General features: G+C 67.2%; 21 protein-coding genes. 10 read left to right on the top strand and 11 right to left on the bottom strand.

Features of this window, described 5'->3' with window-relative positions:
- Window positions 1–269 precede the first annotated feature (269 nt).
- Complete coding sequence (locus VGI62_RS20505; protein ID WP_331506430.1) at window positions 270–1,169, top strand: dienelactone hydrolase family protein; 900 nt, start codon at window positions 270–272, stop codon at window positions 1,167–1,169.
- On the opposite strand, the gene VGI62_RS20500 is transcribed toward VGI62_RS20505, so the two are convergent.
- Window positions 1,100–1,981, bottom strand: a complete 882-nt coding sequence (locus VGI62_RS20500; protein ID WP_331506429.1) for an AraC family transcriptional regulator — start codon at window positions 1,979–1,981, stop codon at window positions 1,100–1,102. The genes VGI62_RS20505 and VGI62_RS20500 overlap by 70 nt on opposite strands.
- Before the next feature lie 156 nt (window positions 1,982–2,137).
- Window positions 2,138–3,016: a 3-hydroxybutyryl-CoA dehydrogenase gene (locus tag VGI62_RS20495; RefSeq protein ID WP_331506428.1), complete on the bottom strand. Its 879-nt coding sequence runs from the start codon at window positions 3,014–3,016 to the stop codon at window positions 2,138–2,140.
- 572 nt (window positions 3,017–3,588) lie between these two features.
- Between VGI62_RS20495 and VGI62_RS20490 the strand changes: the two genes are divergently transcribed.
- From VGI62_RS20490 to VGI62_RS20480, 3 genes are all read left to right on the top strand, one after another.
- On the top strand, window positions 3,589–6,204 hold the full coding sequence (locus tag VGI62_RS20490) for an ATP-binding protein (RefSeq protein WP_331506427.1): 2,616 nt from the start codon (window positions 3,589–3,591) through the stop codon (window positions 6,202–6,204).
- 98 nt (window positions 6,205–6,302) lie between these two features.
- A complete protein-coding gene (mddA, locus tag VGI62_RS20485; RefSeq protein ID WP_331506426.1) occupies window positions 6,303–7,091 on the top strand; it encodes a methanethiol S-methyltransferase in 789 nt (262 codons plus the stop codon).
- Window positions 7,092–7,130: 39 nt separating this feature from the next.
- Window positions 7,131–7,499, top strand: coding sequence for a TonB family protein (locus VGI62_RS20480; protein WP_331506425.1), 369 nt, complete (start codon window positions 7,131–7,133; stop codon window positions 7,497–7,499).
- A gap of 120 nt (window positions 7,500–7,619) precedes the next feature.
- Here the strand turns inward: VGI62_RS20480 and VGI62_RS20475 are convergent, their stop codons facing one another.
- Together VGI62_RS20475 and VGI62_RS20470 are read right to left on the bottom strand one after the other, a co-directional pair.
- Window positions 7,620–8,564 (bottom strand): electron transfer flavoprotein subunit alpha/FixB family protein, encoded by a 945-nt coding sequence (locus VGI62_RS20475; RefSeq protein ID WP_331506424.1) that lies wholly within the window; start codon window positions 8,562–8,564, stop codon window positions 7,620–7,622.
- Complete coding sequence (locus VGI62_RS20470) at window positions 8,564–9,310, bottom strand: electron transfer flavoprotein subunit beta/FixA family protein (protein WP_331506423.1); 747 nt, start codon at window positions 9,308–9,310, stop codon at window positions 8,564–8,566. The genes VGI62_RS20475 and VGI62_RS20470 overlap by 1 nt, the downstream gene beginning before the upstream one ends.
- Window positions 9,311–9,469: 159 nt before the next feature.
- Between VGI62_RS20470 and VGI62_RS20465 the strand changes: the two genes are divergently transcribed.
- On the top strand, window positions 9,470–9,745 hold the full coding sequence (locus VGI62_RS20465; RefSeq protein ID WP_331506422.1) for a hypothetical protein: 276 nt from the start codon (window positions 9,470–9,472) through the stop codon (window positions 9,743–9,745).
- 36 nt (window positions 9,746–9,781) lie between these two features.
- Here the strand turns inward: VGI62_RS20465 and VGI62_RS20460 are convergent, their stop codons facing one another.
- The gene (locus tag VGI62_RS20460) at window positions 9,782–10,357 is read right to left on the bottom strand and encodes a cob(I)yrinic acid a,c-diamide adenosyltransferase (RefSeq protein WP_331506421.1); all 576 of its coding nucleotides are present in this window, start codon (window positions 10,355–10,357) and stop codon (window positions 9,782–9,784) included.
- A 7-nt stretch (window positions 10,358–10,364) separates the two neighbouring features.
- Window positions 10,365–10,562, bottom strand: a complete 198-nt coding sequence (locus VGI62_RS20455) for a twin transmembrane helix small protein (RefSeq protein ID WP_331506420.1) — start codon at window positions 10,560–10,562, stop codon at window positions 10,365–10,367.
- A 311-nt stretch (window positions 10,563–10,873) separates the two neighbouring features.
- On the opposite strand from VGI62_RS20455, the gene VGI62_RS20450 reads away from it, so the two are divergent.
- Window positions 10,874–11,524 (top strand): TetR/AcrR family transcriptional regulator, encoded by a 651-nt coding sequence (locus VGI62_RS20450; RefSeq protein ID WP_331506419.1) that lies wholly within the window; start codon window positions 10,874–10,876, stop codon window positions 11,522–11,524.
- 25 nt (window positions 11,525–11,549) lie between these two features.
- Entirely contained in the window at window positions 11,550–12,239 is a 690-nt protein-coding gene (locus VGI62_RS20445; RefSeq protein ID WP_331506418.1) for a TetR/AcrR family transcriptional regulator, read from the top strand.
- A gap of 16 nt (window positions 12,240–12,255) precedes the next feature.
- Here the strand turns inward: VGI62_RS20445 and VGI62_RS20440 are convergent, their stop codons facing one another.
- Entirely contained in the window at window positions 12,256–13,902 is a 1,647-nt protein-coding gene (locus tag VGI62_RS20440) for an acyl-CoA dehydrogenase family protein (RefSeq protein ID WP_331506417.1), read from the bottom strand.
- A gap of 80 nt (window positions 13,903–13,982) precedes the next feature.
- On the opposite strand from VGI62_RS20440, the gene VGI62_RS20435 reads away from it, so the two are divergent.
- Window positions 13,983–14,615, top strand: a complete 633-nt coding sequence (locus tag VGI62_RS20435) for a glutathione S-transferase (RefSeq protein ID WP_331506416.1) — start codon at window positions 13,983–13,985, stop codon at window positions 14,613–14,615.
- A 3-nt stretch (window positions 14,616–14,618) separates the two neighbouring features.
- Here the strand turns inward: VGI62_RS20435 and VGI62_RS20430 are convergent, their stop codons facing one another.
- Both VGI62_RS20430 and VGI62_RS20425 read right to left on the bottom strand, forming a co-directional pair.
- A complete protein-coding gene (locus VGI62_RS20430) occupies window positions 14,619–15,413 on the bottom strand; it encodes an alpha/beta hydrolase (RefSeq protein ID WP_331506415.1) in 795 nt (264 codons plus the stop codon).
- A gap of 15 nt (window positions 15,414–15,428) precedes the next feature.
- The gene (locus tag VGI62_RS20425) at window positions 15,429–16,364 is read right to left on the bottom strand and encodes a D-alanyl-D-alanine carboxypeptidase family protein (protein ID WP_331506414.1); all 936 of its coding nucleotides are present in this window, start codon (window positions 16,362–16,364) and stop codon (window positions 15,429–15,431) included.
- Between the two features lie 38 nt (window positions 16,365–16,402).
- On the opposite strand from VGI62_RS20425, the gene VGI62_RS20420 reads away from it, so the two are divergent.
- Entirely contained in the window at window positions 16,403–17,557 is a 1,155-nt protein-coding gene (locus VGI62_RS20420; protein WP_331506413.1) for a L,D-transpeptidase, read from the top strand.
- On the opposite strand, the gene VGI62_RS20415 is transcribed toward VGI62_RS20420, so the two are convergent.
- Window positions 17,554–18,651: an aromatic ring-hydroxylating dioxygenase subunit alpha gene (locus VGI62_RS20415; protein WP_331506412.1), complete on the bottom strand. Its 1,098-nt coding sequence runs from the start codon at window positions 18,649–18,651 to the stop codon at window positions 17,554–17,556. The genes VGI62_RS20420 and VGI62_RS20415 overlap by 4 nt on opposite strands.
- A 136-nt stretch (window positions 18,652–18,787) precedes the next feature.
- On the opposite strand from VGI62_RS20415, the gene VGI62_RS20410 reads away from it, so the two are divergent.
- A complete protein-coding gene (locus VGI62_RS20410) occupies window positions 18,788–19,174 on the top strand; it encodes a hypothetical protein (RefSeq protein ID WP_331506411.1) in 387 nt (128 codons plus the stop codon).
- A 4-nt stretch (window positions 19,175–19,178) separates the two neighbouring features.
- On the opposite strand, the gene VGI62_RS20405 is transcribed toward VGI62_RS20410, so the two are convergent.
- On the bottom strand, window positions 19,179–20,013 hold an 835-nt coding region (locus tag VGI62_RS20405; RefSeq protein ID WP_331506410.1), incomplete at its 5' end, for an alpha-glucosidase C-terminal domain-containing protein.

Here is a 20,013-nt window from a genome sequence, read left to right as displayed (position 1 = left end):
CCGGCCGCAAGCTCTGCGGTGACAGCCTGTGGAGAGGAACGCTCCGGCGCGGGACGAAAGCCTCGCGTGAAACGGTCCCCGGCGAAGCAGGCGCCGGACAGCAAGGCCGCGGTGTCGCTTGAAATAGCGACGAGCGGATCGCATAGGTTCCGGAGAGCGGTTCAGGCGCTTGACCTCGGCGCACGGCGGCAGGGGGCGAACTCAAACGGTTCATGGGGATATTCCGTAGACGGATTCTTGCGGGCCTGGGGGCCGCGCTGTTGGTTGGGGTGTTCGCCGTGGCCGTCGTCTACGCCACGGTGATCAGGAATCCGCGGTTCCTCGAGCCGTCCGCCCGGGCATCCCACGCGCAACTCCTGGCTGGCGGTCTGGAGCTGGTGACGCCGCCGGGGCCGGGCCCCTTCCCGACGGTTTTGCTCATCCACGGGTGCGGTGGCTTACACGGCGCCCACGGGCCCAATCCGATCATGGACGAATATGCGCGCTCGGCGGTCGAGGCCGGATGGGCGGCCGCCATCCTCGACAGCTATGGCCCGCGCAACTGGGAGGCCACGTGGGCTCGAAGACGGGTCTGTGTCGGATTGCGGCTGCCGGGTTTCCGTCGCGCCGCCGACGTCCTGGCCGGGCTCGACCTGTTGCACGCCGACGCCCGCGTCGATTCCCATCGGTTGCGTATCGCCTCCTGGAGCCATGGCGGCTGGGCGGTGGGCGACTTGGTCACCCTGCGCGACCCCGGCGACGGGAGCTTCACCAAGACCATGGCCGACGTCGAGGCTATTCATTTCACCTACCCGTATTGCGGCTTTCCCTCCCAGGGGGGACGGCGCGCCTGGACCTGGAAAGGCGACGTGCGCTTTGTATTCGCGGAGATCGACACGGTGCAGAGCGCCGCGGGTTGCCAGCCGCTGATGGATCGCGCCCGCCAGGCCGGCTCCAAGGTCGAGATGGTGATATTTCCCGGCGTGACGCACGCCTTCGACGAGCGGGTCAAATCAGCGGACTCGACCTTCCGGTTCGACCCCGTCGCCACCGCGCGTGCGCATGCGGATTTCATCACCTGGCTTAAAAGCCCGGCTCCCACGCGCCGACCCGATCGGCGTCAGGCCTCCACCGGGATCCACCATTCGACGCACGCTCCGGCCTTCTCAGGCTCGAAGCCTTCCGGATAAACCTCCAGGTCGGGCGCACGGACCAGGGTGAAGCCCGAATTGGGGACGCGTTCGCCCCAGATCTCGCGCACGGCGGCCTGCATCTGCGGATGCAGCGGCCCGCCGTTCAGGACCTGGCGGAAGACGAGATAGGCGCGGGCTTGCAGATCCACGACCTCGAAGCCGGGCGGCGGCATGGCGTCGGCGGCGATCTCCACGCCTGCGACGTAGTGCAGGCCCTGCTGCAGGTTCTGCTCGCCCGGACCCGCGCAGCAGACCCCGTAGGTTCCGCCTCCGACCTGTCCGGCCAGCGGCAACTGCGGCTCAAATTCGTCCCAGAGCGCGGGAATGCCAAAGGCGGTGGTCTCATTGAAGTCCCGGCCCAAGCCGGCGATGCGAAGGCCCGGCTTTCTGGCGGGAGCCGGCGCCTGGGTGAGGTTGGCGACAGGTTCGGTCTGCATGGCGAGGCTTTCCTTCCGGGGCGGGCGCCCGCCGGCGCGGTAGCGGCCGGGCGAGACGCCGAAGAGACGGGCAAAGGCGCGGGTGAAGCCCTCTTGGCTGTCGAAGCCGCAGTCGAGCGCAAGCTCGATGAGCGTGGTCCTGGGGCCGCTGCGCAGCTTCTCAGCCGCGCCCTCCAGCCTGCGGTGGCGAACATAGGCCATGGGGCTGAAGCCGTAGCGGCCGGTGAACAAGCGCGTGAAATGATACGGCGACAGGCCTGAGGCATCGGCGAGATCGCTCAGCGACAGGGGCGCCTCGAGATTGGCCTCGATGTACCGGCGCGCGAGATCCATCCGGTCTGTCGGGTGAACGGGCTGCGGAGAGGCGTTCATGGCCGGGATCATCGCCCGACGAACCGGTCTTGTCTTGACCGCGGTTGCTCAGCGTCCAGCGCCTCTTGCAAAACGCGGGGCTGGCTGGCTCAGCGGCGCCGCCGTCGAGACCCCGGAGGTGTTGTTCGTCACCCCGCGCGCCTTGGCGGCGGTCGGTTACCTTGTCGGAACAGGGTGTTCGCCGCGGTAGTCGTAAAAGCCGCGGCCTGCCTTGCGACCGAGCCAGCCTGCCTCGACGTACTTCACGAGCAGCGGGCAGGGACGGTACTTGCTGTCGGCCAGTCCCTCGTAGAGCACGTTCATGATCGAGAGCACCGTGTCGAGGCCGATGAAGTCGCCAAGCTCCAGCGGACCCATCGGGTGGTTGGCGCCAAGCTTCAGCGCCGTGTCGATGGCCTCGACCGTGCCGACGCCCTCGTAGAGGGTGTAGATCGCCTCGTTGATCATCGGCACCAGCACGCGGTTGACGATGAAGGCCGGGAAGTCTTCGGCGTTGGCGGTGGTTTTGCCCAGCGACTGGGCGAACTGAACGGCGGTTTCGTAGGTCTCCGGACCGGTGGCGATCCCGCGGATGATCTCCACGAGCTTCATCAGGGGCGCGGGGTTCATGAAGTGCAGGCCGATGAACCGGTCGGGCCGGTCGGTGGCCGCGGCCAGCCGCGTGATCGAGATCGACGAGGTATTGGAGGCGAGCAACGTGTTGTCGGCGAGGTGCGGGCCGAGCGCCTTGAAGATGGTCTTCTTGGTGTCCTCGTTCTCGGTCGCCGCTTCGATGGCAAGGTCCGTTGCGCCGATGGCCTGTAGTTCGGCCGCGGGCTTGATGTGGCTGAGCGCAGCGTCCATCGCCGTCTGGTCGATGATGCCGCGGTGCACCTGGCGCGTGAGGTTATGCTCGATCAGACCCATACCGGCCTCGATCCGCTCGGCGCTGACGTCATGCAGCAGCACGTCATAACCGCCGAGGGCGACGACATGGGCGATACCGGTGCCCATCTGGCCCGCGCCGATAACGCCGACCGACTTAATCTGAACCATTCAGCAGAGCCTCGATGAGCGGCCGCAATACGGTCGGCCTCACTTTTTGTGTCGGCGTTCTAACATGACGGCGCCAGCCTGCGGCAAGGCTTTTGCTGCGGCGCAGCGTACCAGGGCGGTTCGTGTCCCGATTCCGATGTTGGCAACCTCTCGTGATCGGCTGGCGGCAACTTCGGAAACAACAACGATACGAACAAGTATGTGTTTCTAGAGAGCTTTCCGGAATTTGAGTTCGCCCGCGGCAGGAGTGGAAGCCTGCGATCGGAAAAGCAACACAGCCTGGCTTGAATTCGCCGGGGTTGCGGCGACCTCGGCCACCAGCAAGTCGCGCAGCTCTCCACGACGCGGAGCCTTCGGCTGCGCGGTCCCCACACGACGAAGTAGCCGTTCCGAGACCACGCCCGCTCTGTAGCCCGGATACGCCGCTCCCGCCGCCGGAGCGGCGCGTTGATACGGGCTTCGCTCGGGACCCGGGAAGGGTCAGCCTCGGCAGGGCGTCCCTTCCGATTCATGACCCACCTTGTGACTGAGGTCATTCCGCCGGGCCGTTCCGATACCTAAGTTCTCCGTGCATGTCGGGCGATGCCATCCTTCTTGAGCGTGAGGCGCCGCGTTCTCGCCTGGAGGCGGCGCTGGGATCGGCGCGCCGTGGTCAGGGCCGGGTTGTCTCGATCGAGGGCGAAGCCGGTATTGGCAAGACCTCCCTCGTTCTGGGCTTCGCCGACGACCATCGAGCTGACGCCCGGGTCCACGTGGGCGGTTGCGAACACCTTGCGACACCTGAGCCGCTGGGTCCGCTTCGCGACATCGCTCGCGAGAGCCAGGGACGCTTTTCGGTGGGAGTCTCGGGCCAACTCGGGACGTTCGAGGGCTTGCTCCGGCTGCTAACCAATGGGCGCGGCCCGGCGCTACTGGTGATCGAGGACATCCATTGGGCCGACGATTCCACGCTGGATCTGATCCGCTACCTCGGCCGGCGCATCCGCACAGCGCCGATCCTGATCGTGGTCACATTCCGCAACGACGAGGCCGCCTCCCAGGCCAGGCTGGCCTCGCTTTGGGCGGACATGCCGCGAGACGGCCGCGAGCGGCTTGAACTGAGCCCGCTTTCCCTTGAGGCCGTGGCGGCGCTCGCCCAGCCGGCGGGGCGCGTGGCCCGCGATGTGTTCGAAGCCACAGGCGGCAATCCTTTCCACGTCACCGAATACCTCGCCGCCGCGGACGATGAGGTGCCGCGCAGCGTGCAGGATGCGACACTCGCTCGCGCCTCGGGCTTGAGCGCGCGGGGGCGGCGTGTGCTGGACTGCGCCGCGATCTTCCCGCGCCAGATCGACGAGTCGAGCCTTCGCACGCTGACTGGCGATGCCGACAGCGCCGGCGTTGAGGAGTGCCTGCGCAGCGGCATGTTGAGAACCAAGGGCGACGCATTGGCCTTCCGCCATGAGCTCGCCCGCCGCGCCATCAAGGACGCCATCTCGCCGCTGCGCCGGAGCGAGCTGCATGCCGCGGCGCTCGCCATGCTGAAAGGCCGGAACGATGGCCGCGCCTCGGAGGCCGCCCACCACGCCGAGCGAGCCGGCGCGGAAGAAGATCTCGTTCACTACTCCATTCGCGCCGCAGAAGAAGCCGCCGCGCTCGGCGCGCATCGTGGGGCCGTGGCCCATGTGACAACCGCGCTGAACTACGGCGCCTGGCTGTCCGATCGCGAACGCGCCAGCCTCCTTGAGCGACAGGCTGAGGAGGGCGAGGCTTGCGGCGCGTTCGATATCGCGATGCGGGCCATCGAGGAGGCCATCGCGGCGCATCGGCGCGCGGCCGATGTCCTCGGACTCGGAAATGCGCTCCGCATTTCCGCACGCCTATACTGGCAACACGGTCAGACGGAACTTGCCGAACAGCGCTCGCGCGAAGCTCTGGATGTGATGGTCGGGCGGCCGGACTCCTGGCAGTACGCCATGGCCCTGAGCGGCCAATCGCAGCTCGACATGCTGGCCGACCGCAACGATCTGGCGATCGAGCGGGGGACGAAGGCCATGGCGCTTGCCGACCGGCTCGAGCGTACGGACATCTATCTGCACGCCATTACCAACGTCAGCGCCGCGCGCTCGGCGAACGACATCGAAGCCGGCCTGCCGATGGTGGAGGCCGCGGTCGGCGAGGCGCGAGCGCGAGGCGGCCTCGATCAACTGCCGCGCCTTTTTTCGAACCTGACCTACATCATGACGCACGGCCGCCGCTACGAGGGCCTGTTCGACTATTTCGCAGCGGGGATCGCGGCGGCATTCGCCCGCGACAACGTCCCTCTGGACGCCTACATGCGCGGGTCGCGGGCGACTGCCCTTCTGGACACCGGGCGCCTGGACGAGGCGATCGCCGAGGGGGAGTACGTGCTCTGCGGACCATGCCCGCCGGGCGTGGGTCGCTTCCCGGCGCTGGTCGCGCTTAGCCGCGCCCGCGTGCGCCGAGGACTCCCGGAGGACGGCGCGATCGACCAGGCTCGCGCCCTGCCGACAGCCAGCCGCGACCTCATGCGCCTCGCGCCGATCGCCTACGCTGACGCCGAAGCCTGCTGGCTGGGGGAGCCTCGTCCGTGGGCGCGTGAACGCCTGCGCGCGGCCGGAGAACGGGTCCTCCAGGCTCGGAGCGAGTTCTGGCTGCTGGCCGAAATCCGGCTCTGGCGCACCATTCTGGGTGACCCGCAGGACCTGCCGGACGAGGTGCTGGCCCGCTTTTCTCCGGCTCACCGTCTGCACATTACCGGCCAGTGGCGCGAGGCGGCCGCGGCCTGGCGTGAGGGCGGTTGCCCCTACGAGCAGGCGATCGCGTTGTCGACAGGCGACGAGGCGGCTCAGAGAGAGGCGCTGGTGATCTTCGAAAGGCTTGGCGCAGCGCCTGCCGCGCGGAAGCTGCGGCGTGAGATGCGCGAGCGCGGGCTACGCTCGGTACCCTCCGGTCCGCGCGCGGCGCGCCGCAGCGATCCCGCCGGCCTGACCCCGCGGCAGAAACAGGTGCTGGAACTCCTCGCGCAGGGGCTCTCCAACACCGACATCGCCGACCGGCTGAAGACGTCGCCCAAGACCGTGGAGCACCACGTGGGAGCGGTCCTGGCGGCGTTCGAGGCGACCAGCCGGCTCATGGCCGTCCGGATCGCCCATGAGCGGGGCCTTTTCGCACCTGCGGAAAACTGAGGGTCGCGCCGAGAAACCTAGGGGATTCTCCCGAAGCGGCCAGGCTCGCGGTCCATCATGTCTCTCCTTCCAAAGGCGCAAACTGGAAGGAGGGACCCGTGTCCCGCATACTCACTTTGATCTACGGCGTCCTGAGTTACGCGGTGTTCCTGGCCGTTTTCCTCTACGCCATCGGCTTCATCGGCGGCTTCGTCACGCCCACCGCGTTAGACGGACCCGTGACCCGCCCGCCGGCCCAGGCGCTGGCCATCAACCTGGGGCTATTGGCGGTGTTCGCCATCCAGCACAGCGGCATGGCCCGCCCGGCCTTCAAGCGCTGGTGGACCCGGATCGTGCCCGTGGCCGCAGAGCGCAGCACCTACGTGCTGGTTTCCTCGTTGTTGCTGGTCGGATTCTTCGTGCTCTGGGAGCCGATCGGCGGCGTGGTCTGGCAGGTTCCGGACGGTCCCCGGCGCCTGGCGGTCATCGGCCTCTACCTCTTCGGCTGGGCGCTGCTGCTCTACGCGACGTTCCTGATCGATCACTTTGACCTATTCGGCCTGACGCAGGTCTGGCGCAGAATGACCGACCAGTCCTACCGCGCGCCGAAGTTCCACACGCCTGGCCTCTACCGACTGGTGCGCCATCCCCTCTACGTCGGTTGGCTGATCATATTCTGGGCGGCTCCGGTCATGACCGTGGCCCACCTGATCTTCGCAGTGATGACGACGGCCTACATTCTGATCGCCATCCAGTTCGAAGAACGCGACCTCGTGACGGCGTTCGGCCAGACCTACCTCGACTATCGCCGGCGCACGCCCATGCTCGTGCCGCGCCTCCTGCCGTCGTCCCGCGATCGCGATTCGCTCGCCCACCCCGTTCGCACCCGGCCGGTCGGGCGCCCCTAGCGCCCGCCGCCCCTAACCTTCGAAACCAGGATAGAGACCATGAAGACCTTTCTTCTGATGGTCGCAGGCGCCTCGCTGTTCGCCGCCTGCGCCCATGCGGCTCCCTCTGAGTCAGACCGCTACGCCGCCGGCGCCACCGCCCGGGCTCACGCCCTGCTGGCAGCCAAGGGCGTCGACACCCAAGGCCAGGGCGTTTCCGTTCGCGCAACGGTGAACACCGAGGGAAACATCACCTCCCTGAAGGTGATCCGCTCGTCCGGCTCGACAGAGACCGACCAAGCCGTGGCGAACGTCCTGCGCAGTGTGATCTGGGCCAATGCGCCGAGCGGTCTCACGAATGGGGCGGTGACGCTCAACGTGGGCAAGAGCGCCATCGTCCAGGCTTCGGCCCAGGCCCGCGCGCGCTGAGCCTTCCAGGCCAAGATTCCTCGAGGTCCGGCGTTTCCCCCACCTCCGCGTCTGGCTGAAAGGAAAAGGGGCGGTCCCTTTCGGGGCCGCCCCTTTTGGATCTCGGCCGAGGCCTTATAATTATTTTCCGGCGGCGGTGAGTGCGCTCATGAGCTCCGGCACCGCGGTCTTGTAGTCGGCGACCAGGCCGTAGTCGGCCACCTGGAAGATCGGCGCATCGGCATCCTTGTTGATCGCCACGATCACCTTGGAGTCCTTCATGCCGGCCAGATGCTGGATGGCGCCGGAGATGCCGATGGCGATGTAGAGTTCGGGCGCCACCACCTTGCCGGTTTGGCCGACCTGGTAGTCGTTGGGCGCATAGCCGGCGTCGACCGCCGCGCGGGATGCGCCCACGGCTGCGCCGAGCTTGTCGGCCAGCGGTTCGATCACCTTGTGGAATTCCTCCGCCGAGCCCATCGCGCGGCCACCGGAGACCACGATCTTGGCGCCGGCCAGTTCCGGGCGCGCCGACTTGACGAGTTGCTGATCGACGAACTTCACCTTGCCGCCCGCCGATCCTGCTGCGACGTTCTCAACCGAGGCCGAGCCGCCTTCGGGCGCCGGCGCGAAGGCCGTGGCGCGCACGGTGATGACCTTCTTGGCGTCTGACGACTGGACGGTTTCGAGCGCGTTGCCGGCATAGATCGGCCGAACGAAGGTGTTGGCGTCCACGACCTCGATGATCTCCGAGATCTGGGCGACGTCCAGCTTGGCGGCGATGCGGGGGCTGAAATTCTTGCCCTGCGAGGTCGCCGGCGTCAGCACCGCGTCGTAGCCGCCCATCAGCGGCGTCACGGTGGCTTCGACGGCTTCGGCCAGGCCCTGGCCCAGTTCGTCGCTCTCGGCCAGCAGGACCTTGCGGACGCCCGTGATCTTCGCGGCTGCGTCGGCGAGCGCCTTGGCGCCTTTGCCCGCCACCAGCACGTCAACGTCCTTTGAGAGGGCGAGTGCGGCGGTGACAGTCTTGTTCGTAGAGTCTTTCAGCGACGAGTTGTCGTGATCGGCGATGACGAGAACAGCCATTAGAGGACCCCCGCGGTCTTGAGGTTGGTCACGAGGTCACCAGCGGTTTCGACCTTGACGCCGGCCGAGCGTTTCGGCGGCTCGGTGACCTTCAAGACCTTGAGATGCGGCGTGACATCGACGCCGAGCGTGCTCAGTTCCTTGACGTCCAGCGGCTTCTTTTTGGCCTTCATGATGTTCGGGAGCGACGCATAGCGCGGCTCGTTGAGGCGCAGGTCGGCGGTGATGATCGCCGGCAGGGCGACTTCCACCGTCTGCAGGCCGCCGTCGACTTCGCGGGTCACCTTGGCCGTGTCGCCCGACAATTCCAAGGCCGAGGCGAAGGTCGCCTGGGGCCAGTCGAGCAGCGCAGCAAGCATCTGGCCGGTGGCGTTATTGTCGCCGTCGATGGCCTGCTTGCCCATGATTACGAGGTTGGGGCTTTCCTCGGCGATCACCGCCTTCAGGCTCTTGGCCACTTCCAGCGGCTCGAGGTCCTGGTCAGTCTGCACGAGGATGCCGCGGTCGGCGCCCATGGCGAGGGCGGTGCGGATGGTCTCCTGCGCCGCGGCCGGGCCGATCGAAACCGCGACGATCTCGGTGACGATGCCTTTCTCCTTGAGGCGGATGGCCTCTTCAACCGCGATTTCGCAGAACGGATTGATGGACATCTTGACGTTCGCAAGGTCCACGCCCGACTGGTCGGACTTCACCCTGGCTTTGACGTTTGAATCGATTACCCGCTTGACCGGGACCAACACCTTCATGGGTTGCTAGCGCCTCAAAATTTGCATCGGGGGAAAAAGGGTCGAGGGGGCAATAGCGGTTCCGGCGCGGTTTGCAAACCGGCGCCCCATCGCAGGCGCCGCAATTCGGCCCACTCTACGCGGCTAGAAGCAGGCGCCTTCATCCCGTAAAAGACCGCCATGAACCCGACTATCGAGCGCCTGAAGCTGATCTTCCTCGGCATCTTCGCTGTGGCCAACGTCGCGATCCTGGTCTGGACCGTGGGCTGGGCGATGCCCGAGCAGAAGTGCCTCGAAGGCCACAAATGGTGGGATCCCTACAGCCGCGTCTGCGCCCAACCGATCCTGACCTCCGACGTCACTGGCCGGCTGATCACCGATCCCGCCGCGAAGGCTGCGGCGCTGAAGGCCATCGGCCGCGAACCCCCTCCGGCGCCGGGGCGGCAGAAACCCTGACGCCGACGCCCAGCGCTGCGCTGCGCGCGGGGAAGCCTACCGGGTGCCCCCCGACTTCCAGAAGACTTCGCCGGCCCCCCGGTCGTTGGCGTAGCGCGCGGCGACGAACAGCAGGTCCGACAAACGGTTGAGGTAGCGGAGGGCCGGGCCGCTCACCGGTTCGCCCGCTTCGACCAGCCGCACGGCCTCGCGCTCGGCCCGTCGGCAGACCGTGCGCGCCAGATGCAGGGCTGCCGCAGCCGACGTCCCGCCAGGCAGCACGAAGGAGGCCAGCGGCGGCAGGTCGACGTTGAGCAAGTCGATCTCGCCTTCCAGCCGCGCCACCTGGCTGTCGAGGATGCGCAGGATCGAGCCCGGCTCTTCGTCGGCCTTCGCCGGTTGGGCAAGGTCCGCGCCGAGATCGAAGAGCTCGTTCTGGACGCGGCCCAGGATGGCGTCGAATTCCCCGTCGCCGGCCGTATGCAGTCGCGCAAGCCCCAGGCAGGCGTTGGTCTCATCGACCGCGCCATAAGCCTCCACCCTCAGGTCGGCCTTGCTCACCGCCTGACCGGTGGCCAATCGGGTTGAACCGGCGTCGCCGGCGCGAGTGTAGATTCGGTTCAGCGTCACCATGTCGCACCTAGTGCCTGGCGCGCCACCAGACAGCCCCCATCAGGACGGCGACGGCGATTGCTTGCATGACCACCCTCAGCCGCATCAGCTTGTTCGAGTAGGAGCGGCCGAAGTCGCCGCCCCGGAAGAGGGCGTAGATGCCGATCGCCAGGACCGTGGCCACCGCGATGAGGGCGGCCGGAATGAGGAAGCTGAACAGGTCCATTCGCCGGAGCATATTTCAGGTCGGGGTTGCAGACCATGCTCAAGCACGATATGCGGCATATCGACGTTGGTGAGCGTGTTCAGCGAGCCTAATTCGCTGAGATGGTCGAAATTCGGCCCCACTCAGGGAGCAAAAGGGGACAACAGTCCTCTAGCTCCAGCCGGCATCCCGCATTGCTTCGATTGGTTGCCTTTTTCGCGCCATCATTTGAAGTAACGTGGTCTATGAACACGTTCATCGATCGGCCCCATGACCCCACGTAAGGCCGCGGTGGACAAGCTGGAGAAGACGGCGCGCCGTCGAATGCGAACATGATGCACGTCACAACGATCCAAGCCACAGACCAAACCGGAGTGAAAGCGCCCACGCGTCGCGCGCTCGCCAAACAGCAGACCCGCGCCAAGGTGCTGGCCGCCGCCCGTCGGCTGTTCAGCGAAGAGGGCTACGAAGGCGCGACGATCCGTGACATCGCATCGGTCGCCGGCATGTCCACCGGGGCTGTGTTCGCGAACTTCACCGACAAGTCGGACCTGTTCCGCGAGATCATGATGAACGACATGGTCGCGCTGGCCGATAGCATGCGCGAGGCGACCACTCACGGAAACGGCGTCGACGACGCGCTCGTGCGGATGTTCACCGCCGGCTACAATTTCTACCGGACGCAGTTGCCGCTCGCACGCGCGGCCTTCAGCGTCGGCTGGTCCCCGCAGGAAGGTCCTGCGCTTCGCAGTTCGCCCCCCGTACAGTCGTTGCGTGACCTGATCGCCGAACAGCTGGCCAAGGGTGTCGAAAGCGGCGAGCTGCGCGCGGATACCCAGATGCAACTGCGAGCCGACATGCTGTTCGAAGCCTATCTCTCCAACTATCCCCAGGCGATTTTCGAGGGCTGGAGCATTGAGGACCTGCAGGCTCGCTCCCGCGATCAGATCGGAATCCTGCTGGCAGGCGCACGGAGTAGATAAGCGGCCACATGGCCGCTAGCCGCGCATGACTTCGCCGCAGGACGCCCTGAGCCAGGACGATTCCCCGGCCGACGCCGAAGGCGTACGGCCGGAGGATGTGGCGACCTCCACGCCGAGCGCAAGACAGACGCAGAAGGAAGCGACCCGCAACCGGGTGATCGATGCTGCCCGGGAGCTCTTCGACACCAACGGCTACCAAGGGACGACAATCCGCGAGATCGCCAGCCACGCTCGCGTCTCGGTGGGGAGCGTTTTCACGACCTTCGCCTCCAAGTACGAGATTCTCAGCCAGGTGATGCAGGATCGCCTGGACGGGCTCTACGCCGAGCTCGACCGAGTGATGCCTTATCTGCGCGGCTCGACCGCCGATCGTCTGCGGACGATGTTTGCAATCCATTTTGCCTTCGAGGTCCGGCACAAGCGCCTGTTCCTGGCTTATATCGGCGCCACCTATGACTGGACGCTGCCGACCACCTCGATGTTGATGGGCCGAAACCAGCGCCTGCAAGAAATCATCTGCGAATGCCTCGCCAAGGGCGCCCTCGGCGGTGACGTCCACCCCGAAGCCGATCCGCAGGAGGTCGTCGATCTTCTGATGGGCGCTTACGTCTGGACCTATCGGCTGGCGGCGTGGGACGATGCAGACGCTCCGGCCATGACCGCGGTCATGGACCGTCAGATCGCCCTGATCGCGACGGGTTTCGAGCCGCGCTAGCGAGCGCTCCTCGCCATCAATTAGCTCCTTCCAGCAGGCGCCGGGCAATGACCTGCGCCTGAATTTCGCCGGCCCCTTCAAAGATGTTCAGAATGCGGGCGTCGGCCAGGAGGCGACTGACTGGCTGTTCGACGGCAAAGCCGGCGCCGCCGTGGATCTGCAAGGCGTTATCGGCCGCGGCCCAGGCGATACGGGCGGCGACCAGCTTGGCCATGCCGGCCTCGAGGTCGCAGCGTCGTCCTTCGTCCTTCGCAGCCGCCGCGAACCAGGCCAGGCGTCGGGCTCCCAGGATTTCAGCGGCCATCATCGCCAATTTGTTGGCCACCCGAGGAAACCGGGCCAGCGGGCCGCCGAACTGGCGGCGCGACAATGCGTAGTCGAGCGCCAGGTCCAGTGCGTTCTGGGCGACTCCGATGGCGCGGGCCGCGGTCTGGATGCGCGCCGATTCGAAGGTCGCCATCAGTTGCACAAAGCCCTGGCCCTCCCGCCCTCCAAGCAGGCTGGCATGCGGAACCTCGAATCCGTCGAAGGCGATCTCGTACTCCTTCATCCCGCGGTAGCCGATCACGGCGATCTCGCCGCCGCTCATGCCCGGGGCCGGGAAGGGATCGCCAACTGTTCCGCGGGGTTTCTCGGCCAGGAGCATCGACAGACCGCGGTGGTCCTTCGAGTGCGGGTCGGTGCGCACCAGCAGGGTCATCAGGTCGGCGCGGGCGGCATGGGTGATCCAGGTCTTGGCGCCGGTGACCCGCCAGACGTCGCCGTCAGGGTCGGCGCGCGTGCGCATCGACGCCAGGTCCGACCCCGCCTCCGGCTCCGTGAAGACCGCCGTCGGAATGATCGCCCCCGAGCTCACGCCGGGCAGGAAGCGGGCCTGCTGGTCCGCCGTCCCGTGCGCCAGCAACAGCTCTGCGGCGATCTCGGAACGGGTGCCGAGCGAGCCGACACCGATGTATCCCCGCGACAGGGCCTCGGTGACCACGCACATGGCGACCTTGCCGAGGCCGGACCCGCCCCACGCTTCCGGCGCAGTCAGGCCGAAGACTCCCAGGCGTCCCATTTCGTCGATCAGCTCCAGCGGGATCAGTTCGTCGCGCAGGTGCCAGCCGTGGGCAAAGGGGGCGATCTTCTCCTCGGCGAAGGTGTGGAACTGGTCTCGTATGGCCTCCAGGGTGTCGTCGAGGCCGCTCGCTTCCAGCGAGGCGCGGCCTCGCGCGTCAGCCAAGAGCTCGACAATGCGGAACTTCGCTTCCTGGGAGGCGCCGGGGCGCAGCCGGGCGATTACGGGCCACAGGTGTTCGGTCGACACGCCCAGGTCCGCCGCGCGGAACACCTCGCCCAGGTTCATCAACAGCCCGCCTGAAAGCTGGCTCAGGTATTCGTGCGCAAGTAACTGGGCTGGCAAGGCTTCAGCCTCGCCGAGCCGACCCTGCGCCTCGAGCGCGCGAGCCCAGACCGCTGTCTGCCGCAGCGTCTCGCCATAGGCGGCCGCCCAGGCCAGGCCATGCGTCACATGCTGTTCGGCGTCGAGCGCCACGCGATCGAGTGTGCCAGCCGGGCGCACCCGCGCAGCTACCGCGGCTTGCAGTTGCGCCACCAGCGTCCAGGCTTCGGAGGCGGCGAGGTCGAGAAGGTCGGGCAGGCCGAGGAGCGGGAGCGTCATGGCGGGGACTATAGGCGAGGCTTGCCTTGCGTCGCGTCAAGCCGTCTTGCTGCGGCTCGAAGAACGAAGAGGACTTCCCAATGCTCGTCGTCCACCACCTCAACGACTCGCGCTCGCAGCGCATCTTGTGGCTGCTCGAGGAATTGGGCGCGCCTTACGAGATCAAGCACTACCAGCGCGACGCGACGACCCGGCTCGCGCCATCGGAACTGACAGCGGTCCATCCGCTGGGCAAATCGCCGGTGATCGCCGACGGCGAGATTACGATCGCTGAGTCCGGGGCCGTGGTGGACTACATCCAGCGGAAGTATGCCCAGGGCCGACTTGGCCCGCCCCCCGGCGAGGCGGCGGCAGAAAAGTACCGGGAGTGGCTGCACTACGCCGAAGGCTCGGCCATGCTTCCGCTGATGTTGAACATGTATGTCGCCCGCCTCGGTGAGGCCGGCGCGCCGCTGCATCCGCGCATCCAGGGCGAGATGGCCAACCACCTGGGCTATGTGGAGGCCGCGCTGAGGGGCCACGACTGGCTCATGGGATCCGACATCACCGCGGCCGACATCCAGATGAGTTTCGTGGGCGAGGTTGCCCGCGCCATGGGTCAGATGGACAAGTATCCGAACATCAAAGGCTGGGTGGAGCGTTTCCAGGCGCGGCCGGCCTATCAGCGCTCACTTGAGAAAGGCGGGGCCTACAACCTGGGTCCGGCGAAATAGACGCTACTCGAACGGCGGGAAGTCGTCGTCCAGCAGACCGTCGAGGAAATCGAACACGGCGGCTTTGGTGAGCGCGTGGGGGATCGCAGAGAAGTGGTCGCAGCCGGGCACGGTGACCGCGTGGCCGTGCGGAAAGATCCGCGACAAGCCCTCGGGATCACCCGCGCCGGTGTCGCCCTGGCCGGCCACCACCAGGACGGGCATCGGCAGCACGGCCATAGCCGCCTGGTCGAGCGGTGAGTTCCTGACGCGTGTGACGGCGGCGAGCGCCTTGCGGTCCTCGCCCTGCTCGTCGGCAAACTGCCGGAAGCTCTGCAGCATCGGTTGAATGATCGTCGAGGGGTCGTCTGCCAGCATCGCCTCCGCCATCGGTTCGCCGACCACGGCGGGCGACGGCTCCAACATTTTTCCACCAACCCCGCCGAGCATGAGGTTGGACACGCGATCGGGCGCGTCCAGGGCCAGAGCCAGCGCCGTGCGCGTGCCCATGGAATAGCCGAACACGTCCGCATGCCGGACGCCGAGGTGGTCCATCAGGGCCGCGACGTCGCCGGCGAGCTTCTCGCGCCCGTAGGCCTCCGGCTCGTAAAGCTTTTCGCTTTCGCCGTGGCCGCGCTGGTCGAGCGCGATCACCCGCATCCGGCGGCGTTCGAAGGCCCCATACCAGCCGGTGCGCCGCCATCCCTCGTTGCGGTTTGAAGCGAAGCCGTGGATCAGGACGACGGTGCGCTCCGCGCCTCCCGCGGGCGTTATGTCGTCGTAGGCGATCTGGACGCCGTCAGAGGTGAAGCTGGCCATTTGCGGAGCCTAGCGTCATGGAGCTTCTCCGGTCCACTCCCAGTGCCAGGGCTCGAAAGGATAGGGCGCGAAGCCGAAGCGACTGGCGTTCGCCACCAGCCACAGGTAGCTCGGCGTGCGGCTGATGAAGAGGCGGTTCGCCTCGGCGCTGGAATCCGGCCCGAAACCCGGCGCCTGGCCCACGTAAAGATCAAGGGCGAGCCCGGTGCGGTGCGCCGAGCAGTTTGCCCTGGCCACGGTGTCACAATTGCCCTGGCTCGCGCAGCGGGCGGCGTCGGAGGCCGGGCTGCGGAAGCCAGAGAAGATCGTGAGGTTTCGCGGGTCTGCGGCGACCCTCGGGTCCTCGGCGCGTGCGGCGGCGGTCATTCGACGGTACGCGGCGAGCGCAGCGGGTCGCAGCAGGATCGCCTTGCCCGCGTAACCTTCGGAAGGAGCGCTCGGCGTGAGTTCAGCCTCGGCCGGGGCTGCAGGGCAGGCGCCGCGGGCGCTGGCCAGCACGAACGGCCGACGCAGTTCGAGCACGGTCTTGAGGCGGTCGAAGACCGCTGCGCTGAAGACCCCGTCGGCCGGCAGGCGCTGACCACCTTGCCAGTCCGCCAACGCTGCGGCGAAGCCCGGCGTCTGCGGCGCGCAGCTCGTGTGAAGCTCGCGGGCGATCAGTGGGGCGTAGATTTCCCAGCCGGTCTCAGGCCGCTTGAAGGGGGCCCAGTCCAACGCCTGCAGCGACGCTGCGTTGGCCTGTGCAGCTCCCTCGGGGCCATGTTCGCAGGCCGCGAGGACCTCATGGGGCGGCGAAACCGGAGCACGCACAGGGGCTGCGACCTCCGGAGCCGGCTTCTGCGGCGGGGCAGGCGCATGGCTCGTCACCCGCAGGGCGATGAGGCCCACGACGATCGCCGCCACCGCCAGCCCGCCCAGGAACCGCAGTGCTTCTGAAGACTTGAACCTCACGCCGCCGACTAACGCGCGGCGTCTAGACGAGGTCCACGATGACGTCCCGCGAGGCGGCCCTTTTAAGCGTTCCCTGCCTGTTTTTGGCCGCCGCCTGCTCAAATCCGTCGGCCAACTCACAGACCACCACGACAACAGCGGTGAGCCCCGCGACGCCGCCGGCAAACGCGGTGGCCGCGGCCGGTCCGGTCCCGGCCCCGGATGTGCACCCGCCGCCGCTGGAGAACGTGCCGCTGATCGTCGAGTCGATCTCACCGGCCGCCGAACCGATCGACACAGCTGACTGGAGAGCGCAGCCGGTGTCGCCGGAAGCCAGGAAGAACGCCGTGGTGCGCGCCGAGGTGCTGCTGGCGCGCGCCCACTTCTCGCCGGGCGTCATCGACGGCCAGGAGGGCGGCAACCTCCGCAACGCCGTTTCCGCCTTCGAGACCGCCCATGGGCTGCCGGTCGATGGCAAGCTGGACGAAAGGGTCTGGGCCGCGCTCGCCAAGGATACCCAGCCGGTGCTCACCGACTACGTCATCACCGACGAGGACGTGAAAGGACCGTTCCTGAGCAAGGTCCCGACCGACATGGCCGAAATGGCCAAGCTGCCAGCGCTTGGCTACACCGGTCCGGTCCAGGAGCTGGCCGAACGGTTCCATATGGATCCTGCTCTGCTGACGAGCCTAAATCCGGACGCCGACTTCGGTGTCGCAGGAACCAAGATCGTGGTGGCGGCCTTGGGCCCGGAAAAGCTTCCGGGCACCGTGACCCGGATCGAGGTCGACAAGACGAGGCGCCAGGTCCGCGCGTTCGACGGCGGTGTGCTTCTGGCGGTCTACCCCGCCACCGTCGGGTCGAGCGAGCGCCCTGCTCCGGACGGCGAGTGGGCGGTGCGAACCGTGGCAGCCAACCCGACCTACACCTACGATCCCTCGCGGCTGACCTTCGGCAAGGCCTCAAACGGCAAGCTGACCATTCAGCCCGGCCCAAACAACCCGGTGGGGTCCACCTGGATCGACCTCACCAAAGAGACCTATGGCATCCACGGCACGCCTGACCCGAGGCTGGTCGGCAAGACCGCCAGCCATGGCTGCGTGCGCCTGACCAACTGGGATGTGCGCCAACTCAGCCACGCCGTGAAAAAGGGAACCGTGGTGGACTTCATAGGCGAAGCGCAGAGCGCGCCGGCGAAGACGCTCGGCGACTAGCTACGCCACTTCAGGGTCATGGCCTCGACAGGGTTGGCGAAGGGGCGACCTTCGCGGCGGCTGGCCGTCCATTCACGCTTGAGCTGCTGGTACCACTTGGCCTGCCGGTCTGCGTCGTCGATCCATAGAAGCGACGGGTCGTACTTCAGCCCCTGGTTCTGGAGGTTCACCATCTCGCCGTCCTGGCGCAGGAACGCGCGCGCGCCGGCCGCAATGAACGGTTTGAGGAACAGGAACGCCGGGTGGTCGGACCAGACGATCTGGGTGATCCGCGTGGCCTTCTCGTTTATCGGGGTCAGGCAGGTCAGCGACAGCACCTGGCGCGACCCAACCGTGACGTGCTCCCAACGCATGCCGGGGATGCGGAACGTGATCTCGGTCAAGGGCTCGCCGCCCAGGATGGCGTAGGCGCGGCTATTCTTGGAAGGCTCGTGGCGGACCATGGCGAAGCCCTGTTCGCGGGGCTCGAAGCGCTTGGACTTCTCGTGCTGGCTATGTTTCGAGCGCCACCACCACTGTTGGTGCACGTAGGGGCCGTGGGCCGGGTCCATCAGCCCCACAACGGCATGGTCGATATGAGCTTCGAACTCCATGCGGTCGACCAGCTTGGGTGCGCCGCCAACGACGCCTTCGAATACCGGCGGAGGTTCGGTGGGCTCGCCTGCGCCGCGCGGATCGCTGCTCAGCCAGACGAAGACCAGGCCCTGGCTCTCGGCGACGTGATAGCGGCGCACGCGGATGCGGCTGACATCCATCTCTTGGTTGTCCACGAGCGATGGGATCGCCGCGCAGGCTCCATCGGCGCGGAACCGCCAGCCGTGGTAGGGGCATTCGACCGTGGTCGCGCCGGCGTCTTCCTGGTGGAACCGGCCCGCGGACAGCGGCGCGGCTCGGTGCGGGCAGATGTCGCGAAGCGCAAAGACCTCGCCCTTTCTGGGGCGCCCAAGCAGGATCGGCTCGCCGAGTAGTTCATGGCGGGCGAGCTTGCCGGGCTTGAGGTCACTTGCGAGCGCGGCGAAATACCAGATGTCGGTCAGGAAGCCCTGTCCGAACTTCGCCTCGCTCCGACCCGCCCTGCTGTCACCTTCGGCCATCAGGCGGTTCTAGGCCGGGTCGGGCGGCGGCGGAAGCCTCGCGGGCTTCCATGCCGTCGAAGTCGGACGCCGGGAGATTTCGCTCGGGCGCGGGCCCGGTCCAGGTTAGCGTTCATCGGCCATCGGAGGATGGGGCATGGACAGGACCTCAGTGGGGGCGCTCGCTTTGCTGCTGCTGTGGAGCGGGGCCCAAGCTGCGACTTCGCCTGACGAGGCGGCTGTCATGCGCGACTTCTTCACCGGCACACTCGAGATCGATTTGCCGGCCGGGCATTGGAGCGCCAAGCGCTATTTCGCGCCAAACCACACCTTTCGGGAGACCGGGTCTGACGGCGAAGTCCGTGGGACATGGGCGATCGAGAACGGCAAGATCTGCACCATGCGAGAAAGCCCGACTGCGGATCGCGACCGGGCGGCCCGCTACTGCAACGAAGGTGTTGGGCGGCGCGCCGGAGAGAAATGGAGCGACAGCGATCCGGTCACCGGCAATCTCGTTCTCTTCACCTTGGCGCCGAACCGCTAGCTCGTTAGAGCCGCAGGAACGCCGCCGCATAGGCCGACAGCCCGATCGAGCCGCCGCGTAGTTCCGCATCGCCGGCTCGCACCTCGAGCATGATCGCACCGTCGAGTTCCGGGACGTCGACGAATCTCGGCTCGGCGCTGAGATTGAACAGGCAGGCGATGACCTCGTCGCCGTCCCGGCGGACGAAACCCAGCACCGGCTCGGCGACCTCGAGGAACTCGATGCTCCCTGATGTCATCGCCGGCGAGGCCGTGCGGAATGCGATCATGGTGCGGGCAAAGGCCAGGTTGGACTCCGGGTCAGCCTCCTGCGCCTGGACGGTGAATTCCGTGTGCTCGCGGGCGGCCGGCAGCCAGGGCGTCCCGGTGGTGAAGCCCAAGGCGGGGCCTGGCGCCCAGGGCATGGGCGTGCGGCACCCGTCGCGGCCGCCGGAGTAGGGCCAATAGAGATCGCCGACCGGATCGCGCAGCTGGCCGCGGGTGAGGCTCGCCTGGGGCAGGCCGAGCTCTTCGCCCTGATAGATGAGCGTCGTGCCCTTCAGGCTGACCAGCAGGGCGAAGAGCAGGTTCGCCAACTCCGGCGCGGGTCGCTCGCCGCCGTTCTTCCCGTCGTGGGCTTCCACCCGCCGGCGGATGACGTCCAGGGTCTCGACGTTCTCCGGCAGGTTGGAATCGAACCAGTGGTACTGCAGGTTGCCGGCGTGGGACCAGTTCAGGCCCCGGCGGCGCGGTGGCGGCACCGGCGGATTGGGCCGCAGCTGCGGGTCGTGAAGAAAGGTCCCGGCGACGTCGAGGCGGAAGCCGTCCACCCCGCGCGACAGCCACAGGTCCAGCACCGAC

The organism is Phenylobacterium sp. (assembly GCF_036495085.1).
Classification (GTDB): Bacteria; Pseudomonadota; Alphaproteobacteria; order Caulobacterales; family Caulobacteraceae; genus Phenylobacterium.
Note: the sequence above shows the minus strand (reverse complement) of the source record. Positions and strands in the feature narration are given on the sequence as shown.